The 18,444-nt window shown below is 39.1% G+C and carries 17 protein-coding genes; 5 read left to right on the top strand and 12 right to left on the bottom strand.

The window, feature by feature from the left end; genetic code table 11:
• Positions 1 to 24 precede the first annotated feature (24 nt).
• A complete protein-coding gene (locus tag A7P55_RS15155) occupies positions 25 to 921 on the top strand; it encodes a LysR family transcriptional regulator (RefSeq protein ID WP_171552722.1) in 897 nt (298 codons plus the stop codon).
• Between the two features lie 441 nt (positions 922 to 1,362).
• Here the strand turns inward: A7P55_RS15155 and A7P55_RS15150 are convergent, their stop codons facing one another.
• The 6 genes from A7P55_RS15150 to A7P55_RS15125 all read right to left on the bottom strand — a co-directional run bounded on the left by A7P55_RS15150 (position 1,363) and on the right by A7P55_RS15125 (position 7,029).
• Positions 1,363 to 1,839: a DUF6438 domain-containing protein gene (locus A7P55_RS15150; RefSeq protein ID WP_171552721.1), complete on the bottom strand. Its 477-nt coding sequence runs from the start codon at positions 1,837 to 1,839 to the stop codon at positions 1,363 to 1,365.
• 147 nt (positions 1,840 to 1,986) lie between these two features.
• Positions 1,987 to 2,691, bottom strand: a complete 705-nt coding sequence (ispD, locus tag A7P55_RS15145) for a 2-C-methyl-D-erythritol 4-phosphate cytidylyltransferase (RefSeq protein WP_171552720.1) — start codon at positions 2,689 to 2,691, stop codon at positions 1,987 to 1,989.
• Positions 2,675 to 3,046, bottom strand: a complete 372-nt coding sequence (gene ftsB / locus A7P55_RS15140; RefSeq protein ID WP_171552719.1) for a cell division protein FtsB — start codon at positions 3,044 to 3,046, stop codon at positions 2,675 to 2,677. The genes ispD and ftsB overlap by 17 nt, the downstream gene beginning before the upstream one ends.
• Before the next feature lie 126 nt (positions 3,047 to 3,172).
• The gene (eno, locus tag A7P55_RS15135; RefSeq protein ID WP_171552718.1) at positions 3,173 to 4,462 is read right to left on the bottom strand and encodes a phosphopyruvate hydratase; all 1,290 of its coding nucleotides are present in this window, start codon (positions 4,460 to 4,462) and stop codon (positions 3,173 to 3,175) included.
• 45 nt (positions 4,463 to 4,507) lie between these two features.
• A complete protein-coding gene (kdsA, locus tag A7P55_RS15130; RefSeq protein WP_005153309.1) occupies positions 4,508 to 5,365 on the bottom strand; it encodes a 3-deoxy-8-phosphooctulonate synthase in 858 nt (285 codons plus the stop codon).
• Positions 5,366 to 5,397: 32 nt separating this feature from the next.
• Entirely contained in the window at positions 5,398 to 7,029 is a 1,632-nt protein-coding gene (locus tag A7P55_RS15125; RefSeq protein WP_171552717.1) for a CTP synthase, read from the bottom strand.
• A 370-nt stretch (positions 7,030 to 7,399) separates the two neighbouring features.
• On the opposite strand from A7P55_RS15125, the gene A7P55_RS15120 reads away from it, so the two are divergent.
• Entirely contained in the window at positions 7,400 to 7,867 is a 468-nt protein-coding gene (locus A7P55_RS15120; RefSeq protein ID WP_171552716.1) for an internalin, read from the top strand.
• Positions 7,868 to 7,924: 57 nt separating this feature from the next.
• Here A7P55_RS15120 and A7P55_RS15115 read toward each other — a convergent pair whose 3' ends face one another.
• The 4 genes from A7P55_RS15115 to A7P55_RS15100 all read right to left on the bottom strand — a co-directional run bounded on the left by A7P55_RS15115 (position 7,925) and on the right by A7P55_RS15100 (position 12,292).
• On the bottom strand, positions 7,925 to 9,010 hold the full coding sequence (locus tag A7P55_RS15115; RefSeq protein WP_171552715.1) for an alpha/beta fold hydrolase: 1,086 nt from the start codon (positions 9,008 to 9,010) through the stop codon (positions 7,925 to 7,927).
• Positions 9,011 to 9,029: 19 nt separating this feature from the next.
• A complete protein-coding gene (locus tag A7P55_RS15110; protein WP_171552714.1) occupies positions 9,030 to 9,749 on the bottom strand; it encodes an SGNH/GDSL hydrolase family protein in 720 nt (239 codons plus the stop codon).
• Positions 9,750 to 9,788: 39 nt separating this feature from the next.
• Positions 9,789 to 10,196 (bottom strand): nuclear transport factor 2 family protein, encoded by a 408-nt coding sequence (locus A7P55_RS15105; RefSeq protein WP_171552713.1) that lies wholly within the window; start codon positions 10,194 to 10,196, stop codon positions 9,789 to 9,791.
• A gap of 71 nt (positions 10,197 to 10,267) precedes the next feature.
• On the bottom strand, positions 10,268 to 12,292 hold the full coding sequence (locus tag A7P55_RS15100; RefSeq protein WP_216078064.1) for an NADPH-dependent 2,4-dienoyl-CoA reductase: 2,025 nt from the start codon (positions 12,290 to 12,292) through the stop codon (positions 10,268 to 10,270).
• A 125-nt stretch (positions 12,293 to 12,417) separates the two neighbouring features.
• On the opposite strand from A7P55_RS15100, the gene A7P55_RS15095 reads away from it, so the two are divergent.
• Together A7P55_RS15095 and A7P55_RS15090 are read left to right on the top strand one after the other, a co-directional pair.
• Positions 12,418 to 12,975: a PadR family transcriptional regulator gene (locus A7P55_RS15095; RefSeq protein WP_171552711.1), complete on the top strand. Its 558-nt coding sequence runs from the start codon at positions 12,418 to 12,420 to the stop codon at positions 12,973 to 12,975.
• Positions 12,976 to 12,977: 2 nt separating this feature from the next.
• A complete protein-coding gene (locus tag A7P55_RS15090) occupies positions 12,978 to 13,883 on the top strand; it encodes an alpha/beta hydrolase (protein WP_171552710.1) in 906 nt (301 codons plus the stop codon).
• 197 nt (positions 13,884 to 14,080) lie between these two features.
• Here A7P55_RS15090 and A7P55_RS22655 read toward each other — a convergent pair whose 3' ends face one another.
• Together A7P55_RS22655 and A7P55_RS15080 are read right to left on the bottom strand one after the other, a co-directional pair.
• The gene (locus tag A7P55_RS22655; protein ID WP_171552470.1) at positions 14,081 to 14,896 is read right to left on the bottom strand and encodes a hypothetical protein; all 816 of its coding nucleotides are present in this window, start codon (positions 14,894 to 14,896) and stop codon (positions 14,081 to 14,083) included.
• A 219-nt stretch (positions 14,897 to 15,115) separates the two neighbouring features.
• A complete protein-coding gene (locus A7P55_RS15080) occupies positions 15,116 to 16,153 on the bottom strand; it encodes a 3-deoxy-7-phosphoheptulonate synthase (protein ID WP_171552709.1) in 1,038 nt (345 codons plus the stop codon).
• Positions 16,154 to 16,770: 617 nt separating this feature from the next.
• Between A7P55_RS15080 and A7P55_RS15075 the strand changes: the two genes are divergently transcribed.
• A complete protein-coding gene (locus tag A7P55_RS15075) occupies positions 16,771 to 18,345 on the top strand; it encodes an ATP-binding cassette domain-containing protein (protein WP_171552708.1) in 1,575 nt (524 codons plus the stop codon).
• Positions 18,346 to 18,444: the final 99 nt, after the last annotated feature.

The following is an 18,444-nucleotide window of genomic DNA, read 5'->3' as shown; positions in this document are numbered from 1 at the left end:
TAATTCCACAATTTGGAATAATCTATGAATAACTATTTCGAATTGATTAAAATTTTCTGCACAGTTGCAAACGCAGAAAATTTCAAAAAAGCGGCGATACAGTTAGGGAAATCCCCACAATCAATTACACGTGCGATTCAGGAGTTGGAAGATCAGAAGGGTGAGATTCTTTTTTATCGAAGTACACGAGGTCATAAAATCACCCGTGAAGGTGAAGAACTATTAAAACAGGCCCAACCCTTAATTAACAAAATTAATGAGTTAGTCAAGAACGGTGCTAATGAAGCGATTGAAGATGTCTCTGGTCATATCCGTCTGACCATGCCAACCACATTTGGTCGGCATATCGTTATCCCATTAATTTCAAAGTTCCAAATTGATTATCCAGAGATAAAAATTAGCTGTATGCTGGCTGATGAACACAGCAATGTCATTACTAATCAAATAGACATTGGTATTCGTATTGGTTTTTTAAATGACAATCGCTTTGTATCTCGTAAAATCATGAATATGGGGTTCCGTGTAGTCGGTGCTCCATCACTGATAAAAACAGTTGGACAGCCACAACAGATTGAGGATCTGAATCATTTTCCAATCATTGCATTCGAAAACTTATCTTCAAATCAATATTGGTTCTGGGGATTTGAATATGATCAGACTTTTATGCCCAATTTACCTCTCTTTTCAACTAATGATCTTGATGCTTATTGCCAGGCATTGATTGATGGGATTGGTTTTGGTCATATTCCCGACTTTCTAGCTTTACCCATGATTAAACAAGGTACCGTTGTTGAGGTGATGCAAAATATTAAATCATCTCCTTGGGGCTTATATTTATATCGTCCACAACTAGGACCAACACCAAAACGAATAAAATTACTTTATAACTATCTCATTGAAAATTTGTTAAAAAAAGAATAATTGCTGTTTGCAGACTACAAATTCATCGTCTCTTTGAATAGTAAGTTTATAAAAAATCTAATTTTTAAAGACCAACAGACTTGTTGATTAAGTTTTTTCTTTTTGGGGCTAAAAAGCCAACATGAATACATCTAGTAGAACTTCTTGATAGGTCTTTAAATTCAACGTTCAGATTGCATTTAACGCTTTTTCAAGTTCAGCTGCATCTAAATACACCCGAATATGCTGAGGCGATAAATATTATTATTTAATGATACTTTTTTCCAGAACCATTCAGCCCTGCAAACATGCTAATTCTAGCTTTAGGCTGTTGTATTGACTAATACAACAGCCTACATTTTATATCATCCGCGTTGCTGTAATAGCAGTATAAGCAACTGATTTTACTTATACCTTTAACTAGCATAAATGCTAATTTTGTCTATTTTTACAGCAGTGAGTTTAACGAACGAGATCTTCAATACCGATTAGTTTTGGTAATTTATCAATTACTTTATTCAACTCAGCATTTGCTGGAGAAATACATCCTGTGTAATGGCTCAGTTTTGTTACAGTACCATCTGGCTTTTTCCACGAAAAATAAGCACTTGGTTGGTCAGTTGCTGTTTCTTTGCAACCAGTTGTTTTTACATTCGCACCTGTTGCAGGACGATAGGTCTTTAGCTCTTGCTGTAATTTCTTATAAACAGAAGGATCAACGGTTAAATCCTGAGTACCTGTTACTTTGGTGTATTGTTTACCATCGAAATGAACAGCACCTTCAGGTGTAATCTCAACAGAATAGATTGGGCATGCACCAAAACATGGACTAGATGAGTAGCGAATTGTTTCTAGCGTCGTATCTTGAGGTTGTTGAGGTGTTGTGGCACAGCCAACGAGAGAAAAAGTAAAAAGACCCGCAATGAATAATTTTTTCATTTGTTGTTCCGTTATAAAGTATGTTATTCAAATTTAACAAATCATAGAAATTTTGTCATTTAGATTGATGTAAAAAAAATGGAAAAATCACTTAAATCTACTTAGGCTATTTTGAGTTAAAAAAAATAAGAGCCATTCTTAGGCTAATTAAGTATGGTCTTGAGATTGAAGAATAAAACGAGCAAGCTCTAAATCGTCTGTATAAGTGATTTTGATATTGTCAGAACGCCCTTGCACCACATGCACAGGCTCGTTCACATATTCCAAAGCACTTGCTTCATCAGTGATCACAATGTGATTGGCTAAAGCCTTTTCAATCGCATTTTTAAGAACACCGAGTTTCGCCATTTGTGGCGTTTGTGCTTGCCACAACAACTCACGGCTCACGGTTTTCTCGATTTTGTTTTGGCTTACGACATGTTTAAGCGTATCACGTACTGGAATAGCAAGAATTGCACTTTGATTTGAATGCTGTGCTGATTTAACCAAACGGGTTAAGCAATCAGAAGTAACACATGGACGTGCTGCATCATGAACCAATACCCAATCATCTTCATGAGCAATGCCAGATAAATAGATCAAAGCATTTAAAACAGAATGTACTCGCTCTGAGCCACCCAAACAAAAATGCAGTTTATCTACATGCTGAAAAGACAGGCTTTTTGCAAAATTATCTTGTGCACCAATGGCAAGTACGCAACCCGCTAAATCTAACGAATTCAGTCGATTGACGGTGTGTTCAAGTACAGTATGCTCTTGAATATACTGGTATTGTTTTAATTCAGTTTTTGAAAAACGACTGCCCGAACCCGCTGCTGGTACAACCGCCCACAGCTTAGTCTGGGTTTTCATTGGTTGCAGTGTCTTCTTTTGCGTTTGGATCGATATAAATTGGTTTGTAATGGGTACTGATGGTACTCATTTGTACGAAGGTTTCATTCGGCTTGACCAAACCTAAATCTAAACGTGCATGTTCTTCAATGGCTTCACTGCCACTTTTTAAATCAAAAACCTCTGCAGCTAAAATACGATTTCGCTCTTTGAGCTCAGTATTAATTTCTGCTTGCTGCGTAATTTGTTGAGTTAAAGCTAGGTGAGGAAAATAACCACCCTCACCTAGCCAAAATTGATACTGTAGGCTTGCCACCAGAGCGATAACAAGCACTAGAATCAATTTACTCGAGGTCGATCGAAACATCTCTATCATGAAAAATTCCCTACATCCTTCTTACAAGGAAGATCATCTGCAAATTCTATAGGATTATGAATTTGCAGAGTTTCTGTCTTTTGTAAAGAAAGATGATCAGAAGTATTCAACATAGATAAATTGACCTTAGTTTAGACCTTTGAATTCAGCTTTACCGCGGTAAGCTGCGTTCGTTAATTCTTCAATACGAAGCAATTGGTTATATTTCGCTACACGGTCAGAACGGCATAGTGAACCGGTCTTGATTTGACCCGCTGCAGTACCTACTGCCAAGTCAGCAATAGTTGAATCTTCAGTTTCACCTGAGCGGTGTGAGATTACAGTGCTATAACCGTTTGCTTTTGCAAGGTAGATTGCATCTAGAGTTTCAGTCAATGTACCAATCTGATTATATTTGATCAGAATAGAGTTACCGACTTTCTCATTAATACCGCGTTGTAAAATCTTAGGATTAGTTACGAATAAATCGTCACCAACCAATTGGATTTTGTCACCAAGGATTGAGGTTAAGTAGCTCCAACCTTCCCAGTCAGATTCATCTAAACCATCTTCAATCGAAATGATTGGGTATTGGTTTACAAGACCAGCTAAATAGTCAGAGAACTGGTTGCTTGTGAATGCTTTATTACCTTCACCAGCAAGGATATATTGACCATTCTTGTAGAATTCTGAAGAAGCACAGTCAAGTGCCAACATGATATCAGAACCAGCTTTGTAACCCGTTTGACCAATCGCTTCAAGAATAACAGTGATTGCTTCTTCGTTTGAACGCAAGTTTGGTGCAAAACCACCTTCGTCACCTACAGCAGTGTTTAAACCTTTTTTGTTTAAAACTGATTTTAGTGAGTGGAAGATTTCTGCACCTGCACGCAATGCTTCAGCAAATGATGTAAAGCCTACAGGCTCAATCATGAACTCTTGAATATCAACATTGTTGTCGGCATGCGAACCACCATTGATGATATTCATCATTGGTACTGGCATAGTCAAGATCGTTTGACCACGAAGATCTGCGATATATTGGAAAAGAGGAATTTTCTTTTCATCTGCAGCAGCACGAGCAGCAGCCAATGAAACAGCTAAAGTTGCGTTAGCACCTAATTTTTCTTTGTTTTCAGTACCATCAAGTTCGATCATCGTATTATCGATGTCTTTTTGTTCAAATACTGATTTGCCCACTAAAGCATCACGGATAATCGTATTTACGTTATTAACCGCAGTTTTAACACCTTTACCCAAATAACGTGCTTTATCGCCATCACGAAGTTCTAAAGCTTCACGAGAACCAGTTGAAGCACCAGATGGTGCACATGCACGACCAACAACCCCAGATTCTAAAATAACGTCTGCTTCGATGGTTGGGTTACCACGAGAGTCCAAAATTTCACGTGCGCGGATGTCAACGATTTGGCTCATGAACAATTCCTCTGTTGAATGAAAAACAAGATGCAAGTTATTGCATCAATGGGTGTCTAACTTTTTGAATCCTTTAACTAAAGTATCCAATTCTTTTAATTGCGCCAAGAATGGCTCAAGCTGAGATAAACGCAATGCACATGGTCCATCACATTTTGCAATTTCTGGCTCAGGATGCGCTTCCAAGAACAGACCAGCTAAACCTGTTGCCATACCCGCACGCGCTAAAGTCGTAATTTGGGCACGGCGACCACCAGCAGAATCAGCACGTCCGCCAGGTGTTTGTAATGCATGTGTCACGTCAAAGAATACAGGCACATTCATTTCTTTCATGGTGTCAAAACCAAGCATATCTACAACTAAGTTGTTATAGCCAAATGCTGAACCACGTTCACAAAGAATGAGTTTATCGTTTCCAGCTTCCAAACACTTATGCAAAATATGGCGCATTTCGTGTGGCGCAAGAAACTGTGCTTTTTTGATATTGATAATGGCTTGGGTTTTTGCCATTGCTTCAACAAGATCAGTCTGACGACTTAAGAAGGCAGGAAGTTGAATAATGTCGGCAACTTCAGCAACTGGCGCTGCTTGGTATGGCTCATGAACGTCAGTGATAATGGGCACATTAAAATGCTTTTTAATGTCAGCAAGCCATTCGATACCCTTTTCCAAACCTGGTCCTCGGTATGAGTTCAGGCTTGAACGGTTTGCTTTATCAAAGCTCGCCTTAAATACATAAGGAATATCTAAGCGCTTGCAAATATCGACATAAGTTTCAGCAATTTCAAATGCCAAATCTTTTGACTCTAATACGTTCATTCCGCCAAATAATACAAATGGCAAATGATTTGCCATTTGTATATCGCCTAAACGTACAACTTCTTGTGGTTTTAATTGTGACATTTAAACTTCCCAGTTTATTTAAAACTCAGTACTTACTTTTGGTGCTGATTTTTAGCAGCCCCGATAAAACTAGCAAATAATGGGTGTCCATCACGTGGTGAACTTGTAAATTCTGGGTGGAATTGTACAGCAATAAACCAAGGATGTTCAGGAATTTCCACAGTTTCAACTAAATGTTGTACTGATGAATAACCTGAAATTTTCATACCCGCTTCTTCAAGCGCTGGAATAAAACGATCATTCATTTCATAACGATGGCGGTGACGCTCAGTAATTTCAGCTTTGCCGTAAACTTCGCGTGTTTTAGTGCCTTCAACCAGTTCAGATTTCTGTGCACCCAAACGCATCGTACCACCGAGGTCAGACTCAAGGCTACGTTGCTGTAATTCACCACGTCCATCTAACCATTCAGTGATTAAACCAATGAGTGGATATTTGGTTGAGCGGTTAAATTCTGTTGAGCTTGCTTCAGGCATTGCTGCAACATTACGTGCATATTCAATGACTGCCAATTGCATGCCTAAACAAATACCAAGGAATGGAATTTTGTTTTCACGTGCATATTGAATGGCTTTCATTTTGCCTTCAGTACCGCGCTCACCAAAACCACCTGGAACTAAAATCGCGTCAGCAGTACTTAAAATACTAATATCTTGCTGTTCAAGCTCTTCAGCATTGACATAATCAATCTGAACTTTGACACGGTTTTGAATGCCGGCATGTAGAAGCGCTTCATTGACAGATTTATAAGCATCTGGAAGTTCTACATATTTACCTACCATCGCCACACGTACTGTGTATTCTGGGTTGAGTAATGCTTCTACCACATTGTCCCAATCTTCAAGATTTGCTTCTGGAAGATCGTTGTAACCAAAACGTTCACAAATTAAATCATCAACATTTTGTTCGTAGAATGTACGTGGAATTTGATAAATCGTTTTCGCATCTTTACAGACCACAACGGCGCGTGCTTCCACATTGGTGAACAATGCAATTTTACGTTTAGTATCAACATCGACATCATATTCAGTACGACAGATTAAAATATCTGGCTGAATACCAATTGAAAGAAGCTCTTTCACAGAGTGTTGAGTTGGCTTAGTTTTGAGCTCAGCCGCAGATTTGATATATGGCAATAAGGTCAAATGCATGAGCATGGTACGTTTATGACCAAGCTCTACCATCAACTGACGTACTGATTCCATGAATGGAAGTGATTCGATATCACCAACCGTACCGCCAATCTCAACGATCGCAACGTCGTAGCCTTCACCTGCGCGAAGTACACGTTCTTTAATGTTGTCTGTAATATGTGGAATAACTTGAACCGTACCACCTAAGTAGTCACCACGACGTTCTTTATTTAAAACGTCTTGATATACACGACCACTGGTAAAGTTGTTCAGTTTGGTCATTTTCGCACGACGTAAGAAACGTTCGTAATATCCCAAATCTAAGTCAGTTTCAGCACCATCCTCTGTGACGAAAACTTCACCGTGCTGAAATGGGCTCATGGTACCTGGATCGACATTAATGTATGGATCCATTTTTACCATAGTGACTTTTAAGCCACGAGCTTCCAAAAGTGCAGCAACAGAAGCAGCAGAAATACCTTTACCTAGTGATGAAACCACACCACCAGTGACAAAAATAAAATGGGTCATTGAGTTTCTCGTACAATCGAGCCGAAATCGGCCTACAATGTTGGGCAATTTTACTGTACTCTGCCCCTATAAAGCAAAGTCAAACCGCATCAATTCAAAGAACTATAAACAACTGGTTATTCTATCAGCATTTTCGATAAAAATTTACGGGTTTTGTGGATTTTTCATCCATAAATTACATTTAACAGGCCAAAATCACTTAAAGCTATGCCTAAAATCTTGCATTCATCACTTTTAAATTCCTTGCTGCTCGTCTGTTTAATTGCAAGCATTTATAAAATATAAACAAACTCAACAATTCACAGGGATTTCTTCACATAGATTTACTGTTATAATTGCTGCTGTCCTTATTTAATATGTTGTTTTAGCAATGGCGAATAAAAAACTTTTAATTTGTGCAGCACTTGCGACTGGTCTTTTATTAACTGCTTGTGTGAAAAAAGAAGAACCAAAAAACGAAGAGCAGCAAGAACAGACCGCAACTGAGACTCAAACCCAGCCTGAGCCTGAAAAAATCCAAGAGTTCGAGTCTTTAGAAAGTGTCGATAAACACGAAGCTCCAGCGCCTGTTATAGAAACAACGCGTGAAGAAACACCAAACACAACGACTGAGATTCGTCGTGAGACTCATCCAGCTCAAACAGAAACGCCTGCTGCAACTGAAGCTCCGCGCGCGGAAGAACCAAAACCTGTAAAAGCTGAACAGAAACCAGCAAAGACTGAACAGCCTAAAGCTGAACAACCAGTTAAAACTGCAAAACCATCTACACCAGCTCAAAGTGAAGATGACGCTGTCGCTGCTGCAATCGCTGCCGCAACACCTGCTTTAAATAACTAATTCATTCGTGAATAGTAAAAAGCCAGTTCTTGCAACTGGCTTTTTTGTGTCTATAAATTAGTAATTTTTAAAAAAGTCCGCCATCAAACGTGAGGCCCAAGATTTCACCGTTAAACTTTCATAAAAACCACAATGGCTTCCTTTTTTGGTCGTTACCACTGCAATATTGTCCATTTGCTGAATAGCATCTTTATAAGGTTCTAAGTTTTTAATTGAACAGACTGGATCATCTTCTGCATTGAGAATCATCAATGGAATTTTGACATTTTCGAAGACATAGATTGGATTAATCGCTTGGCAATAACTCTGGTAATCCTGAAATCCTGCCATTTCAAAATATTCTTTTTCAAACTCTTCCAAGCTTGTTGTCGTTAGCACTTTTTCTACAGATGCAATTTGATTCCATGTATTCTGATAAGGGTAAATGAAGTATTTAAATAACTTCTTGGTCATCATTTTGCTATAAAAAGGATGCACATTTTTAAAACCGATTTCAGTGTTATAGCCGGGACACATTGCAAAAGCAGCTTTGAATGGCGTATCTACCCCTTGCTCGCCTAAATAACGTACCAAGAGCCCCGTACCTGCTGAGGAACCAACTGCATATAAATCAGATTGTGGAAACAGGTTTTGAATATGAGCAAGCTGTTCTTTCAGATCACTGGTTGAACCAAAGAGTGAAATACGAGGCACGGGCATTGGCAATCCTGCATGGCCACGGCGCAAACACAGTGCAATTCGCCAACCATTATATTCATGAAGATCTTTCACCAGTTCACGCATACTTTCAGGTGTCCCTGTAATCGTATGCATAATCACAACGGTTGGTGTTTCTACAGGTAGCTCATAACCATACCACGCAACGGCAGTAATCCCTCCATCCTGCATGATCAAACGATCAACGCGATCATATTCAAGTTTAATGGTTTTCTTACGAATCACATCAAAATACAATAAATGTAGATGTGTATTACTCAGCCAAGGCGTAGGACGATATTTTTGCTTTAACTGTGGTAATTTTTCCAAAACATCTTTAATTTTCCCTTTCGGGTCATAATACATTTTGGGTTGCTCAGCACCGAGTACTGAATCAAGGAACTCTGAGCCTAACACTTTGATTTTATCTAAAGCAGATATACCCATATTCAATAACCGCCTCTATCTAAGCATGAGTAAATGTTTGTCGCACCAAAGTTGCGACCTGTTGTCCCCAGATGGCATAGATTTCTTTGCTTGGATGAAAACCATCACTTGCCATCGGCAAATCCATTGCGTGAAAAGCTTCAATATCATATTGAATAAATCGAAATTGAGATTGTGGTGCCAACCATTGCTGTAATGCCTGATTCATTTGTTTTGCATATTTTCCAAACAGCCAAGCCAAAGGATTAGGTAAAGCTGGAAAATGCTGCATTGGTGGCACACCCGATACAATAATGAGTTTAGGCTGAAACTGATTCTGTATATAAGTGAATAGCTGTTTTTGTTGTTTAAGCCAAGATTTTGCAGAGGTCAGTTTAGTCACATCATTCACACCAATTGAAGTGATAACAACATCATAGCACTGCTGATCTAACTGTTGTACTGCTTGAAAAACCTGTTGGGTGGTATCGCCCGTTTTAGCATGCAATTTCCATTGCAACTGATATTCATGTTGCAGCTCAGCAATAATCGCTCCCGATAAAGCCTGTTGTTGGGTTTCAACACCAACACCCGCCGCAGCCGAATCGCCAAGAATAAGTAAAGAAAGTGGCTGACCGTGACCAACGATACCGTGACGGTCGCCACTTGCTTCTGAAAGACGTGGTGTATTATTACGAACTTTCATACCCTGTATGACTAATACAGGTAGTAATGCAAAAGTTGAAATTTTTAACCACATTTTAATTCTCTTAATATTACTTAGGCTATTTTGTAGACATCAATTCGGTTGATACTTGGCAAATCGTGCACCCATTTTTTCTGCCAATGCTGCTAAACCACTCATCGGGCGAATCATCACCTCAAAATCAATGATTTTGCCTTGTTCATTAAAGCGAATCATATCAATCCCTTTAAGTGACTTTCCGCTGACATTGGCACTAAATTCCAACACAACATTCTCACCATCTTCGGTATAAAACTCCCGATGATAAGTAAAGTTTTCAAATACCTGAATCACATTGGTCAAGATAAAGAAAACCACGTGTTTCCCTTCATAAGGGTTGTAGGCAACTGGTGAACGAAACACCACATCATCAGCCAGCAATTCATTTAAGTTTGATAGGTCACCTGTTTTAATCATCTGATGCCAGTTTTCTAAAGCTTGTTTTGTGGTTTCCAATGTCATTGTTATTCTCCCTTGAGATTTAATGGATAAGTCGGGAGCATTTCCTCAGTAGAAAATACTCCCTAGCATGTTTACAATGTTGCTGCTAACTCAGCACCTTGGCGAATTGCACGTTTTGCATCTAACTCGCCCGCCTCTTTGGCTCCACCAATTAAGTGAACACTTTTACCGTCCGCTTTAAGCTGATCAAACATGGCTGTATAAGATTCCTGACCCGCACAAATCACCACATTGTCTACATCAAGCACACGACTTTGACCATCAACGGTAATATGCAAACCTTGATCATCCACCTTGTCGTAGCTTGCTCCAGCAATCATTTTTACATCACGATGTTTTAAACCTGTGCGATGAATCCAGCCTGTGGTTTTACCCAGACCAGCACCAACAGATGCACTCTTACGTTGCAATAAGTAAATCTCACGTTCAGACTTTTCTAATTCAGCTGCTTTTAAACCACCCACATGTGCATAAGAGGTATCAATGCCCCATTCTGCATAGAACTTTTCAGGATTTAAGCTGCCACTATCACCTTCATGAGTTAAATATTCAGCTGTATCAAAACCAATACCACCCGCACCAATAATGGCAATACGCTTACCTACAGGCACACGCTCTTTCAACACTTGGATGTAGCTCAATACTTTTGGATGATCAATCCCTTCAAATTGCAATTGACGCGGTGTTACCCCTGTTGCAACCACGATATCATCATAGTCTGCTTGGCTAAGTTCTTCATAAGTGGCTGTATGGTTCAGCACCAGCTCAATATTCGGCTGTAATTCAATTTGACGTTTGAAGTAGCGTAAGGTTTCGTAAAATTCTTCTTTACCTGGAATGGTCTTCGCAATATTGAACTGACCACCAATTTGATTGCTTGCATCGAAGACTTTAACTTTGTGCCCACGACTTGCGGCATAGACGGCAAAACTTAGACCTGCTGGTCCTGCGCCGATCACAGCAATGTTTTTAACGGTATTCGCTTCTTTAAAAATAAGCTCAGTTTCGTAACAAGCACGTGGATTGACTAAGCAAGTGGCAATTTTCATTGAGAAAATATGATCTAAACAGGCTTGGTTACAACCGATACAAGTGTTGATTTCATCGCTACGACCTTCACTGGCTTTTAATACAAACTCAGGATCGGCCAGCATTGGGCGCGCCATAGACACCATATCGGCATGACCAGAAGCCAATACATGTTCTGCCATTTCAGGGGTATTAATACGGTTCGAAGTAATCAGTGGAACTGAAACTTGACCTTTTAGTTTTTCAGTCACCCATGTAAATGCAGCGCGTGGTACTTTGGTTGCAATGGTTGGAATACGTGCTTCATGCCAACCAATCCCTGTATTGATAATGGTAGCACCCGCTTTTTCAATTGCTTTCGCCAGTTGAATGACTTCTTCTAAGCTTGAACCACCTTCAACCAAATCCAGCATCGATAAGCGATAGATAATAATAAAATTTTCACCGACTAAATCACGGGTACGCTTTACGATTTCAATCGGGAAACGGATACGGTTCTCGTAGCTACCGCCCCATTCATCATCACGGTGATTGGTCCGTGCTGCAATAAACTCATTAATCAGATAACCTTCCGAGCCCATGATCTCGACACCATCATAGCCCGCATATTGTGCCAGCTTGGCACAGTTGGCAAAGTCATCAATAGTTTGCTGTACTTCAGCTGAACTTAATGCTTTTGGTTTAATTGGGTTAATTGGTGCCTGAATCGCAGAAGGTGCAACAATCTCAGGCTGATAAGAATAGCGCCCTGTATGTAAAATCTGCATCGCGATTTTACCACCCGCATCATGTACCGCTTGGGTGATCACTTTATGTTTTTCTGCTTCTGCAATGCTATCTAGTTTAGATGCGTGGGCAAAGGTAAGACCTGCATCGTTTGGAGAAATACCACCTGTGACGATTAATCCAACATCACCTTTGGCACGCTCTGCATAAAATGCAGCCATACGTTCGTAACCTTGGGGTGCTTCTTCTAAACCAACATGCATAGACCCCATGAGGACACGGTTTTTTAAGGTGGTAAAGCCTAAATCAAGTGGCTTTAATAAATGTGGATAAGCTGACATGGTTTCTCCTTTGGCTCGCACTCTGCTAGCTAATGCAACTTGTTGCATAAAGTTATAAACAAGATTTGATTTTTATGCAACATATTGCATAATTCTGATGAGTCATTTTTTTATTATGGAACATCATGTCACTCGCCCATGTTTTATTGACCAGCTTATTGGAAAAACCAAGTACAGGTTTTGACTTGGCTCGTCGCTTTGACCGTTCAATGGGCTTCTTTTGGAATGCGACTCATCAGCAAATCTATCGTGAACTCAACGGGATGCTGAAAAAAGGATGGATTTCGACATTAGAAGAACAAGCTGCCAACAGCCGTAAAAAAACTTATCAAGTTGAACAACTTGGAAGAATACAACTGGCTTCATGGATTGAACAACAAAGTGAACCCGCTCAACTACGTGATGACCTCATGGTCAGATTAAGAGCGGAAGCTCAACTCGGTGGCAATAATATTTTGCCTGAATTAGAACGTCATTTGTCATTACATAAGGAAAAATTAAGCCTTTATCAAGCTATTCATGATAAAGATTTTAAAGACAACCAACCAACCAATCGCGTTTTGTTTATCCATAAGATGATTCTGGAGCTCGGTATCATTAAGGAAAATGAATGGATAAAATGGTTAGAACAAATGATTCCTGAACTGCAAAAGTTTGAAGAAACCAACAATAGTGGAGAATAATAATGCCGTCTTATAGCATGCCCGATCAAGAAAAATTATTTGTGCGACGTGTTGGTGAAGGCGAACCCGTGCTCGTCTTATCTGGACTGGGCATGCAAAGCTGGCAATGGCTCCCTTTCTTATTTGCCAACCGCAAACAATATGAATTTATCATTCCCGACTGGCGTGGTTTTGGTGGTTCAAAAAATTGTGCGATTCCAAAGCTCGATGCAATCTCAAGTCATTGGAATGATGTAGACTCACTGATCCAACAATTAAAACTCGATCAATTCATCTTAATGGGTTATTCCATGGGTGCAACCACAGCCATGCATGGCATGAAGCATGGTGGTTTAGCTGAAAAACTTAAGGCCTATCTGCATATTGATCAAACGCCTAAAATTGCGGTTGATGATTCTTGGCAATACGGGTTATTTGGTCCAAAGCACCCTCAATTTAAAAAACTGTTAATTGATATCCAAACCTTATTGCTCGATTATAAAAACGCACAAACATTAGAGGATCTACCCAATGATGTTCGCTACAACCTTGTGAGCTTATGGGGTGATTTTATTGAACTGCAAGGTAGCAATAACTACACGCCTAAAATCGTTAAACTTGCTTTGCATCGCCCATTCTTACAAAAATACTTACTGCCAATTCAGCGTTTAGACTATCTACTTTGGTATGTCGAAAATTATCTCAATCATGATGAAGACTACCGTGAAGCCATCAGTCAGCTGAATTGCCCAACCACCTTCTTTATTGGTCGTGAATCTTCACTTTACCCAGAAACAGGACAAACCCTGATTGCAAATGGCTTGAGCAATGCAAAAGCAATTTATTTTGAACGTTCTGGACATACACCATTGATTACTGAACCAAGAAAGTTTAGTCAGGAAATTGGTAAGTTTTTGCAAGAAGCTTAATATTTCTTAGGCTATTTTAGGGCAAATTGTATTTGCCCTACAATGATTCAATTTGGATTATTCCATCCAAATTATTTCAACCTATACTTATTCTAAATTTTTCCATAAATTTCTATTTCTTCATACTTAGACGCTGAACTTTTTAATATAGTGATTTACTCAGCTTGTTTAGGCTAAGTGCAGACTTGATAAAATCTTTAGCCTTGTACCCAAATGCCATATTCACCGACAAAATAAGTATGGGTATTCTCAATTTTCAGATTATAAACCGTCGTGGTTACATAACCCTCCCCCTCATCCCATTGGATAGTTTCTGGATTTACCCAATCACCCTGACTAAAACCATGAAAATGGGCATTGACTCGGTCTTCTTCTGGAAGCTGCTCAAGTAAGTCTTCTTTCCAGAGTGTATTTTTATTATATAATTTCCTTAAACTCGGATTATCTTTAATCACCTCATTCCAAGAAATGATATTACCCGTAAATAAATCAACAGCAAATCCATAAAAACTGGATTCTGAACCGTAATTCGGTACCATGCCTATATTTTTATCAGAAGCTGTATAAATCTCAGCATGTGGTTTTGTATCATAACCATCAAAATTTAGACTATATTTATTTCCATTTTTATCTACAGCTACATCCTGATTAGTAATTTGATGAGCAGCAACCCATCCTTTCCCTTCTACCCAAAATGGATGTTCAGGAGTAACAGTAAATTGTAGTGATGGTAATGCAATACCACTAAGATTAAATTTTTTTCTGACTTCTTTATCCAACTTTATTTTTTCAAATAATGAAAGGTCTGGATCAATCCAGTAATCAAACTCCATAAAGATTACAGGCTGCTTTTCTGTTTTTATGACTTTCATTACAACTTGATAACTTTGCTGTCCTGTCACAGTATCAGCACTGAGTACACGATCTCCGATTTGAATATCTTGTATTTGAACTAACCCACTCTCTGTATGCACCAATGTACCGCCAACGAAACCAACTGCATCCTTTTTCATTTTTCCCCCATTTTATAAAAACTTTATCAATGATTACGCGAAGTAATGCTATATCTCATATTACAGCAACAAATTTTCAATATGGCTTCATTTCTTCATATTGACTTTTAATAATTGGTTATTTTTGGCAAAAAATTATATGTTAATACAGAGAAAAATCAAATAGCTCTAATAAAAAACCCATGTAAATCATGGGTTTTTTATTGTCTTAGCGTGTAATCAATTTCTCATCTGTTCAGCAACATCCAATAAGACTTGAGATGTTTTATCCCAACCTAGGCAACCATCCGTAACCGATTGGCCATAAGTCATATCACAAGAAATTTTTTGATTGCCATCAACTAAATGACTTTCAATCATTACACCACGTACTTTCGATTCAGCGCGCTCTGCAATAATTTGCTGTAAAACCTGTGGTTGCAGTAGTGGATCTTTACCGCTGTTACCATGACTACAATCAATCACCAATGCCGGCAATTGCTTATGCTTGAAATGCATCGCTTGAATCGAAGCCAAATCATAGTTGGTACCCTGATTTGAGCCACGTAAAATTAAATGTGGTAATGGATTACCTTCACTATGCAAAATTGCAGGTAGACCTTGTTGAGTCATCCCCAAGAATTGATGGCCATGCAGTGCTGATTGAATTGCATCCAACGCAATTTGAATCGACCCATCGGTGCCGTTTTTGAAGCCAATACTGTATGGCATATGGCTGGCAATTTCACGATGAATTTGAGACTCACTGGTACGCGCACCAATTGCGCCCCAAGCCAATAGGTCATCAAAATAACCTGTCGCCATTGGGCTTAAAATTTCGCTTGCGATTGGCAAACCTTTCTCGATGAGCTGCAAGTAAAGCTGACGAGATTTTTCTAAGCCGAGTTGTAAATCTGATGATCCATCTAAATTTGGATCATATAAGAAACCTTTCCACCCCACGGTAGTACGTGGTTTTTCAATATATGCACGCATAACAAGGAAAATCTGATCTTTAACCTGTTCTTGTAATTGTTGGAGGCGATCAGCATATTCGAGTACTGCGATAGGATCATGAATCGAGCAAGGACCTGTAATCACCATTAAGCGATGATCATGTCCAGATAAAATATTCTGAATCGTTTGACGATGTTTTGAAATTTGCTGCGCTAAAGTTGCAGACAAGGGATACTGCGCTTTGAGTTGTGATGGCAAGCTAAGCATTGATTCTTTTGTATGTGATTGTGGTTGTGTCAAAGCAGTATTTAAAGCATTCATTTTCAATTCCTTTGGACTGGCCTTCTTCGCAGTCCTATCATTTATTTGAGCAAGTGTGATCTAAGCGATGTTGATTTTTTTGCAAAGTAAAACCAAGAAATCTTGCTAAAATATGAATAATTAAATGTATACATGGTATTTCTCCTAAAATCATGATTGTTAAAGCATAAAAAAACCTGATCGGTGTTGCCGATCAGGTATTAACTGGTTGGGCAACCTTTTTGCTGCCCGAAACGCATCAGGCAACGATCAATATTGCCAAAAGTAAAAGTATGCGTTGGTGTTTACAGTATGCTTTAACATATTTATTTCAAATATCTAAAAAACGGTGTCTAACTATTAAATTACGCACTATTTCAGCATTTGACAAGCACTTTTTATGTTTTTTTTAATCATCTCTTCAAAATCTTAGGGTTTGACCTTTCTCCACTTCCCCCATAGAATAGTGTAAAAATAAACCAATTTGAGATCACGCCAATGAAGTAAGTTCTATTTCCATCATCAAAGTTCATTTTTCTTTTTGATGTGCAAAATAGACTTGGCTATCGTTTAGCGCTTCTTAATTCTAAAACTTATCTCGATCTCTCTATTTTGCATATCCTGTTTATGAGGTTTATATGACTCAACAGGCATGTATTGTTTCCAACTTATCCCTTGAATTCGCACAGCTCATACACTTTGACTCACTTTGCTTTCAACTTCCATTACATCAATTCACAGGATTGATTGGATGCAATGGTCAAGGGAAATCGCTATTGATGTCTCTTCTGCATGAGCAGACAAAATCCAAGCTACCCTATTCAGGCCAAATCTCATGGCAGTGTCCGCATCAATATCTAGCTCAGCTTCAGCGTGTGCAAGCAGATACAATCGCTCAAGCTTTGCATATTGAGGATTTAAACGGTTCCTTTGAACGTATCCGACAAGGCACTGCATCTTTTGCCGATTATGATCAAGTCGAACATCTGTGGCATTTACCCACAGAATGGCAACAGCTTTTACAAAGTGCGGATTTACCCATAGATCTTGATACGCCCACTCAGCATTTAAGTGAAGGCCAAAAAACCAAACTTGCACTGTGTCGCCTATTTCTACTCAAAGATCATTATCTATTACTGGATGAACCCAGTAATCACTTAGATACACAGGGTCGTGAATGGTTGATCCAGCAAATGTCTCAACATCCAACGGGTGGGCTCATCATTAGCCACGATCGGCAACTACTGTCTCACGTACAGGGGATTTTTTCATTAAACCAGTTAGGACTACATTATTACGGTGGCAATTATGCGCTTTATCAGCAGCAACATCAGTTACATGTCGACGCATTATCACACGCAGTGCAGCAAGAAAAACGTGAATTAAAACAGTTGAAAGAGCAGCAACATCAAAGTCAGATGAAAGCCCAAAAACGTCAAAAAGCAGGTGAAAAGTTAAGGGCCTCTGCTTCACAAGCTCCCATTTTACTGGATGCTAAGAAAGAGCAATCAGAACAATCTCTCTCGCATCTTCGCAAACAACAGAGTAAACAGCTTGCAGATGCAAAAGATGAACTGCAACTGAAGCAAATCCAACTGGAACATCTCAAATCACAATATTTCGAATTTGCACATACAGCCAGAAAGTCAGGAGAAATCTTACGTTGTCACCAATTACAACTCGCTTATGCGAAGACAAGACCAATTGATCTTGCAATTATGGCTGGAAAAAAATTGCATTTAAGTGGTGCAAATGGAACTGGCAAATCAAGCTTATTGAAAACCCTTCAAGGTTTAATTCCACCACTTGCAGGTGAAGTTTATTGCAAAGTAACTTCTACTTATCTTGACCAGAGGCTTTCGCTACTTGATGACACTATTTCAGCACTTGAATATTTACAGCATATTGATCCCGAACTAACGGAACAACAAGGACGAACCTTATTAGGCAATCTTCGAATTAGAAGAGATAAAGCACTTATGCCCATCTCCACTCTCAGTGGCGGTGAACGCTTAAAAGTGGCTTTGCTTGCGTTAAAGCAACAAGCGGTTGAACTGTTATTTTTAGATGAACCCGAAAACCATCTCGATATCGAATCTCGTGAATTACTGGCTCAAGCAATTCATTCTTTTAACGGTGCTGTGATACTGGTGTCGCATGATAAGAATTTTGTTGAAGAATGCGGAATCACCACATCCTATAACTTGACATAGTTTTTTATTTTCAAATTCAGGCATAACATAACCATGTTCATGCCTGAATGAAACAGTCACTTCAAGCGACCTGATTGTTTTACGATTTAAATAGCATCA

Source organism: Acinetobacter sp. Ac_5812 (genome assembly GCF_013072695.1).
Lineage (GTDB): Bacteria > Pseudomonadota > Gammaproteobacteria > Pseudomonadales > Moraxellaceae > Acinetobacter.
This window is presented reverse-complemented; position numbering and strand designations above follow the sequence as displayed.

Bases quoted from the DNA above. Each gene is read 5' to 3' on its own strand.
- A7P55_RS15155 (WP_171552722.1), top strand. From the start codon at position 25: ATGAATAACTATTTCGAATTGATTAAAATTTTCTGCACAGTTGCAAAC.
- A7P55_RS15150 (WP_171552721.1), bottom strand. From the start codon at position 1,839: ATGAAAAAATTATTCATTGCGGGTCTTTTTACTTTTTCTCTCGTTGGC.
- ispD (WP_171552720.1), bottom strand. From the start codon at position 2,691: ATGAAAACCCAGACTAAGCTGTGGGCGGTTGTACCAGCAGCGGGTTCG.
- ftsB (WP_171552719.1), bottom strand. From the start codon at position 3,046: ATGATAGAGATGTTTCGATCGACCTCGAGTAAATTGATTCTAGTGCTT.
- eno (WP_171552718.1), bottom strand. From the start codon at position 4,462: ATGAGCCAAATCGTTGACATCCGCGCACGTGAAATTTTGGACTCTCGT.
- kdsA (WP_005153309.1), bottom strand. From the start codon at position 5,365: ATGTCACAATTAAAACCACAAGAAGTTGTACGTTTAGGCGATATACAA.
- A7P55_RS15125 (WP_171552717.1), bottom strand. From the start codon at position 7,029: ATGACCCATTTTATTTTTGTCACTGGTGGTGTGGTTTCATCACTAGGT.
- A7P55_RS15120 (WP_171552716.1), top strand. From the start codon at position 7,400: ATGGCGAATAAAAAACTTTTAATTTGTGCAGCACTTGCGACTGGTCTT.
- A7P55_RS15115 (WP_171552715.1), bottom strand. From the start codon at position 9,010: ATGGGTATATCTGCTTTAGATAAAATCAAAGTGTTAGGCTCAGAGTTC.
- A7P55_RS15110 (WP_171552714.1), bottom strand. From the start codon at position 9,749: ATGTGGTTAAAAATTTCAACTTTTGCATTACTACCTGTATTAGTCATA.
- A7P55_RS15105 (WP_171552713.1), bottom strand. From the start codon at position 10,196: ATGACATTGGAAACCACAAAACAAGCTTTAGAAAACTGGCATCAGATG.
- A7P55_RS15100 (WP_216078064.1), bottom strand. From the start codon at position 12,292: ATGTCAGCTTATCCACATTTATTAAAGCCACTTGATTTAGGCTTTACC.
- A7P55_RS15095 (WP_171552711.1), top strand. From the start codon at position 12,418: ATGTCACTCGCCCATGTTTTATTGACCAGCTTATTGGAAAAACCAAGT.
- A7P55_RS15090 (WP_171552710.1), top strand. From the start codon at position 12,978: ATGCCGTCTTATAGCATGCCCGATCAAGAAAAATTATTTGTGCGACGT.
- A7P55_RS22655 (WP_171552470.1), bottom strand. From the start codon at position 14,896: ATGAAAAAGGATGCAGTTGGTTTCGTTGGCGGTACATTGGTGCATACA.
- A7P55_RS15080 (WP_171552709.1), bottom strand. From the start codon at position 16,153: ATGAATGCTTTAAATACTGCTTTGACACAACCACAATCACATACAAAA.
- A7P55_RS15075 (WP_171552708.1), top strand. From the start codon at position 16,771: ATGACTCAACAGGCATGTATTGTTTCCAACTTATCCCTTGAATTCGCA.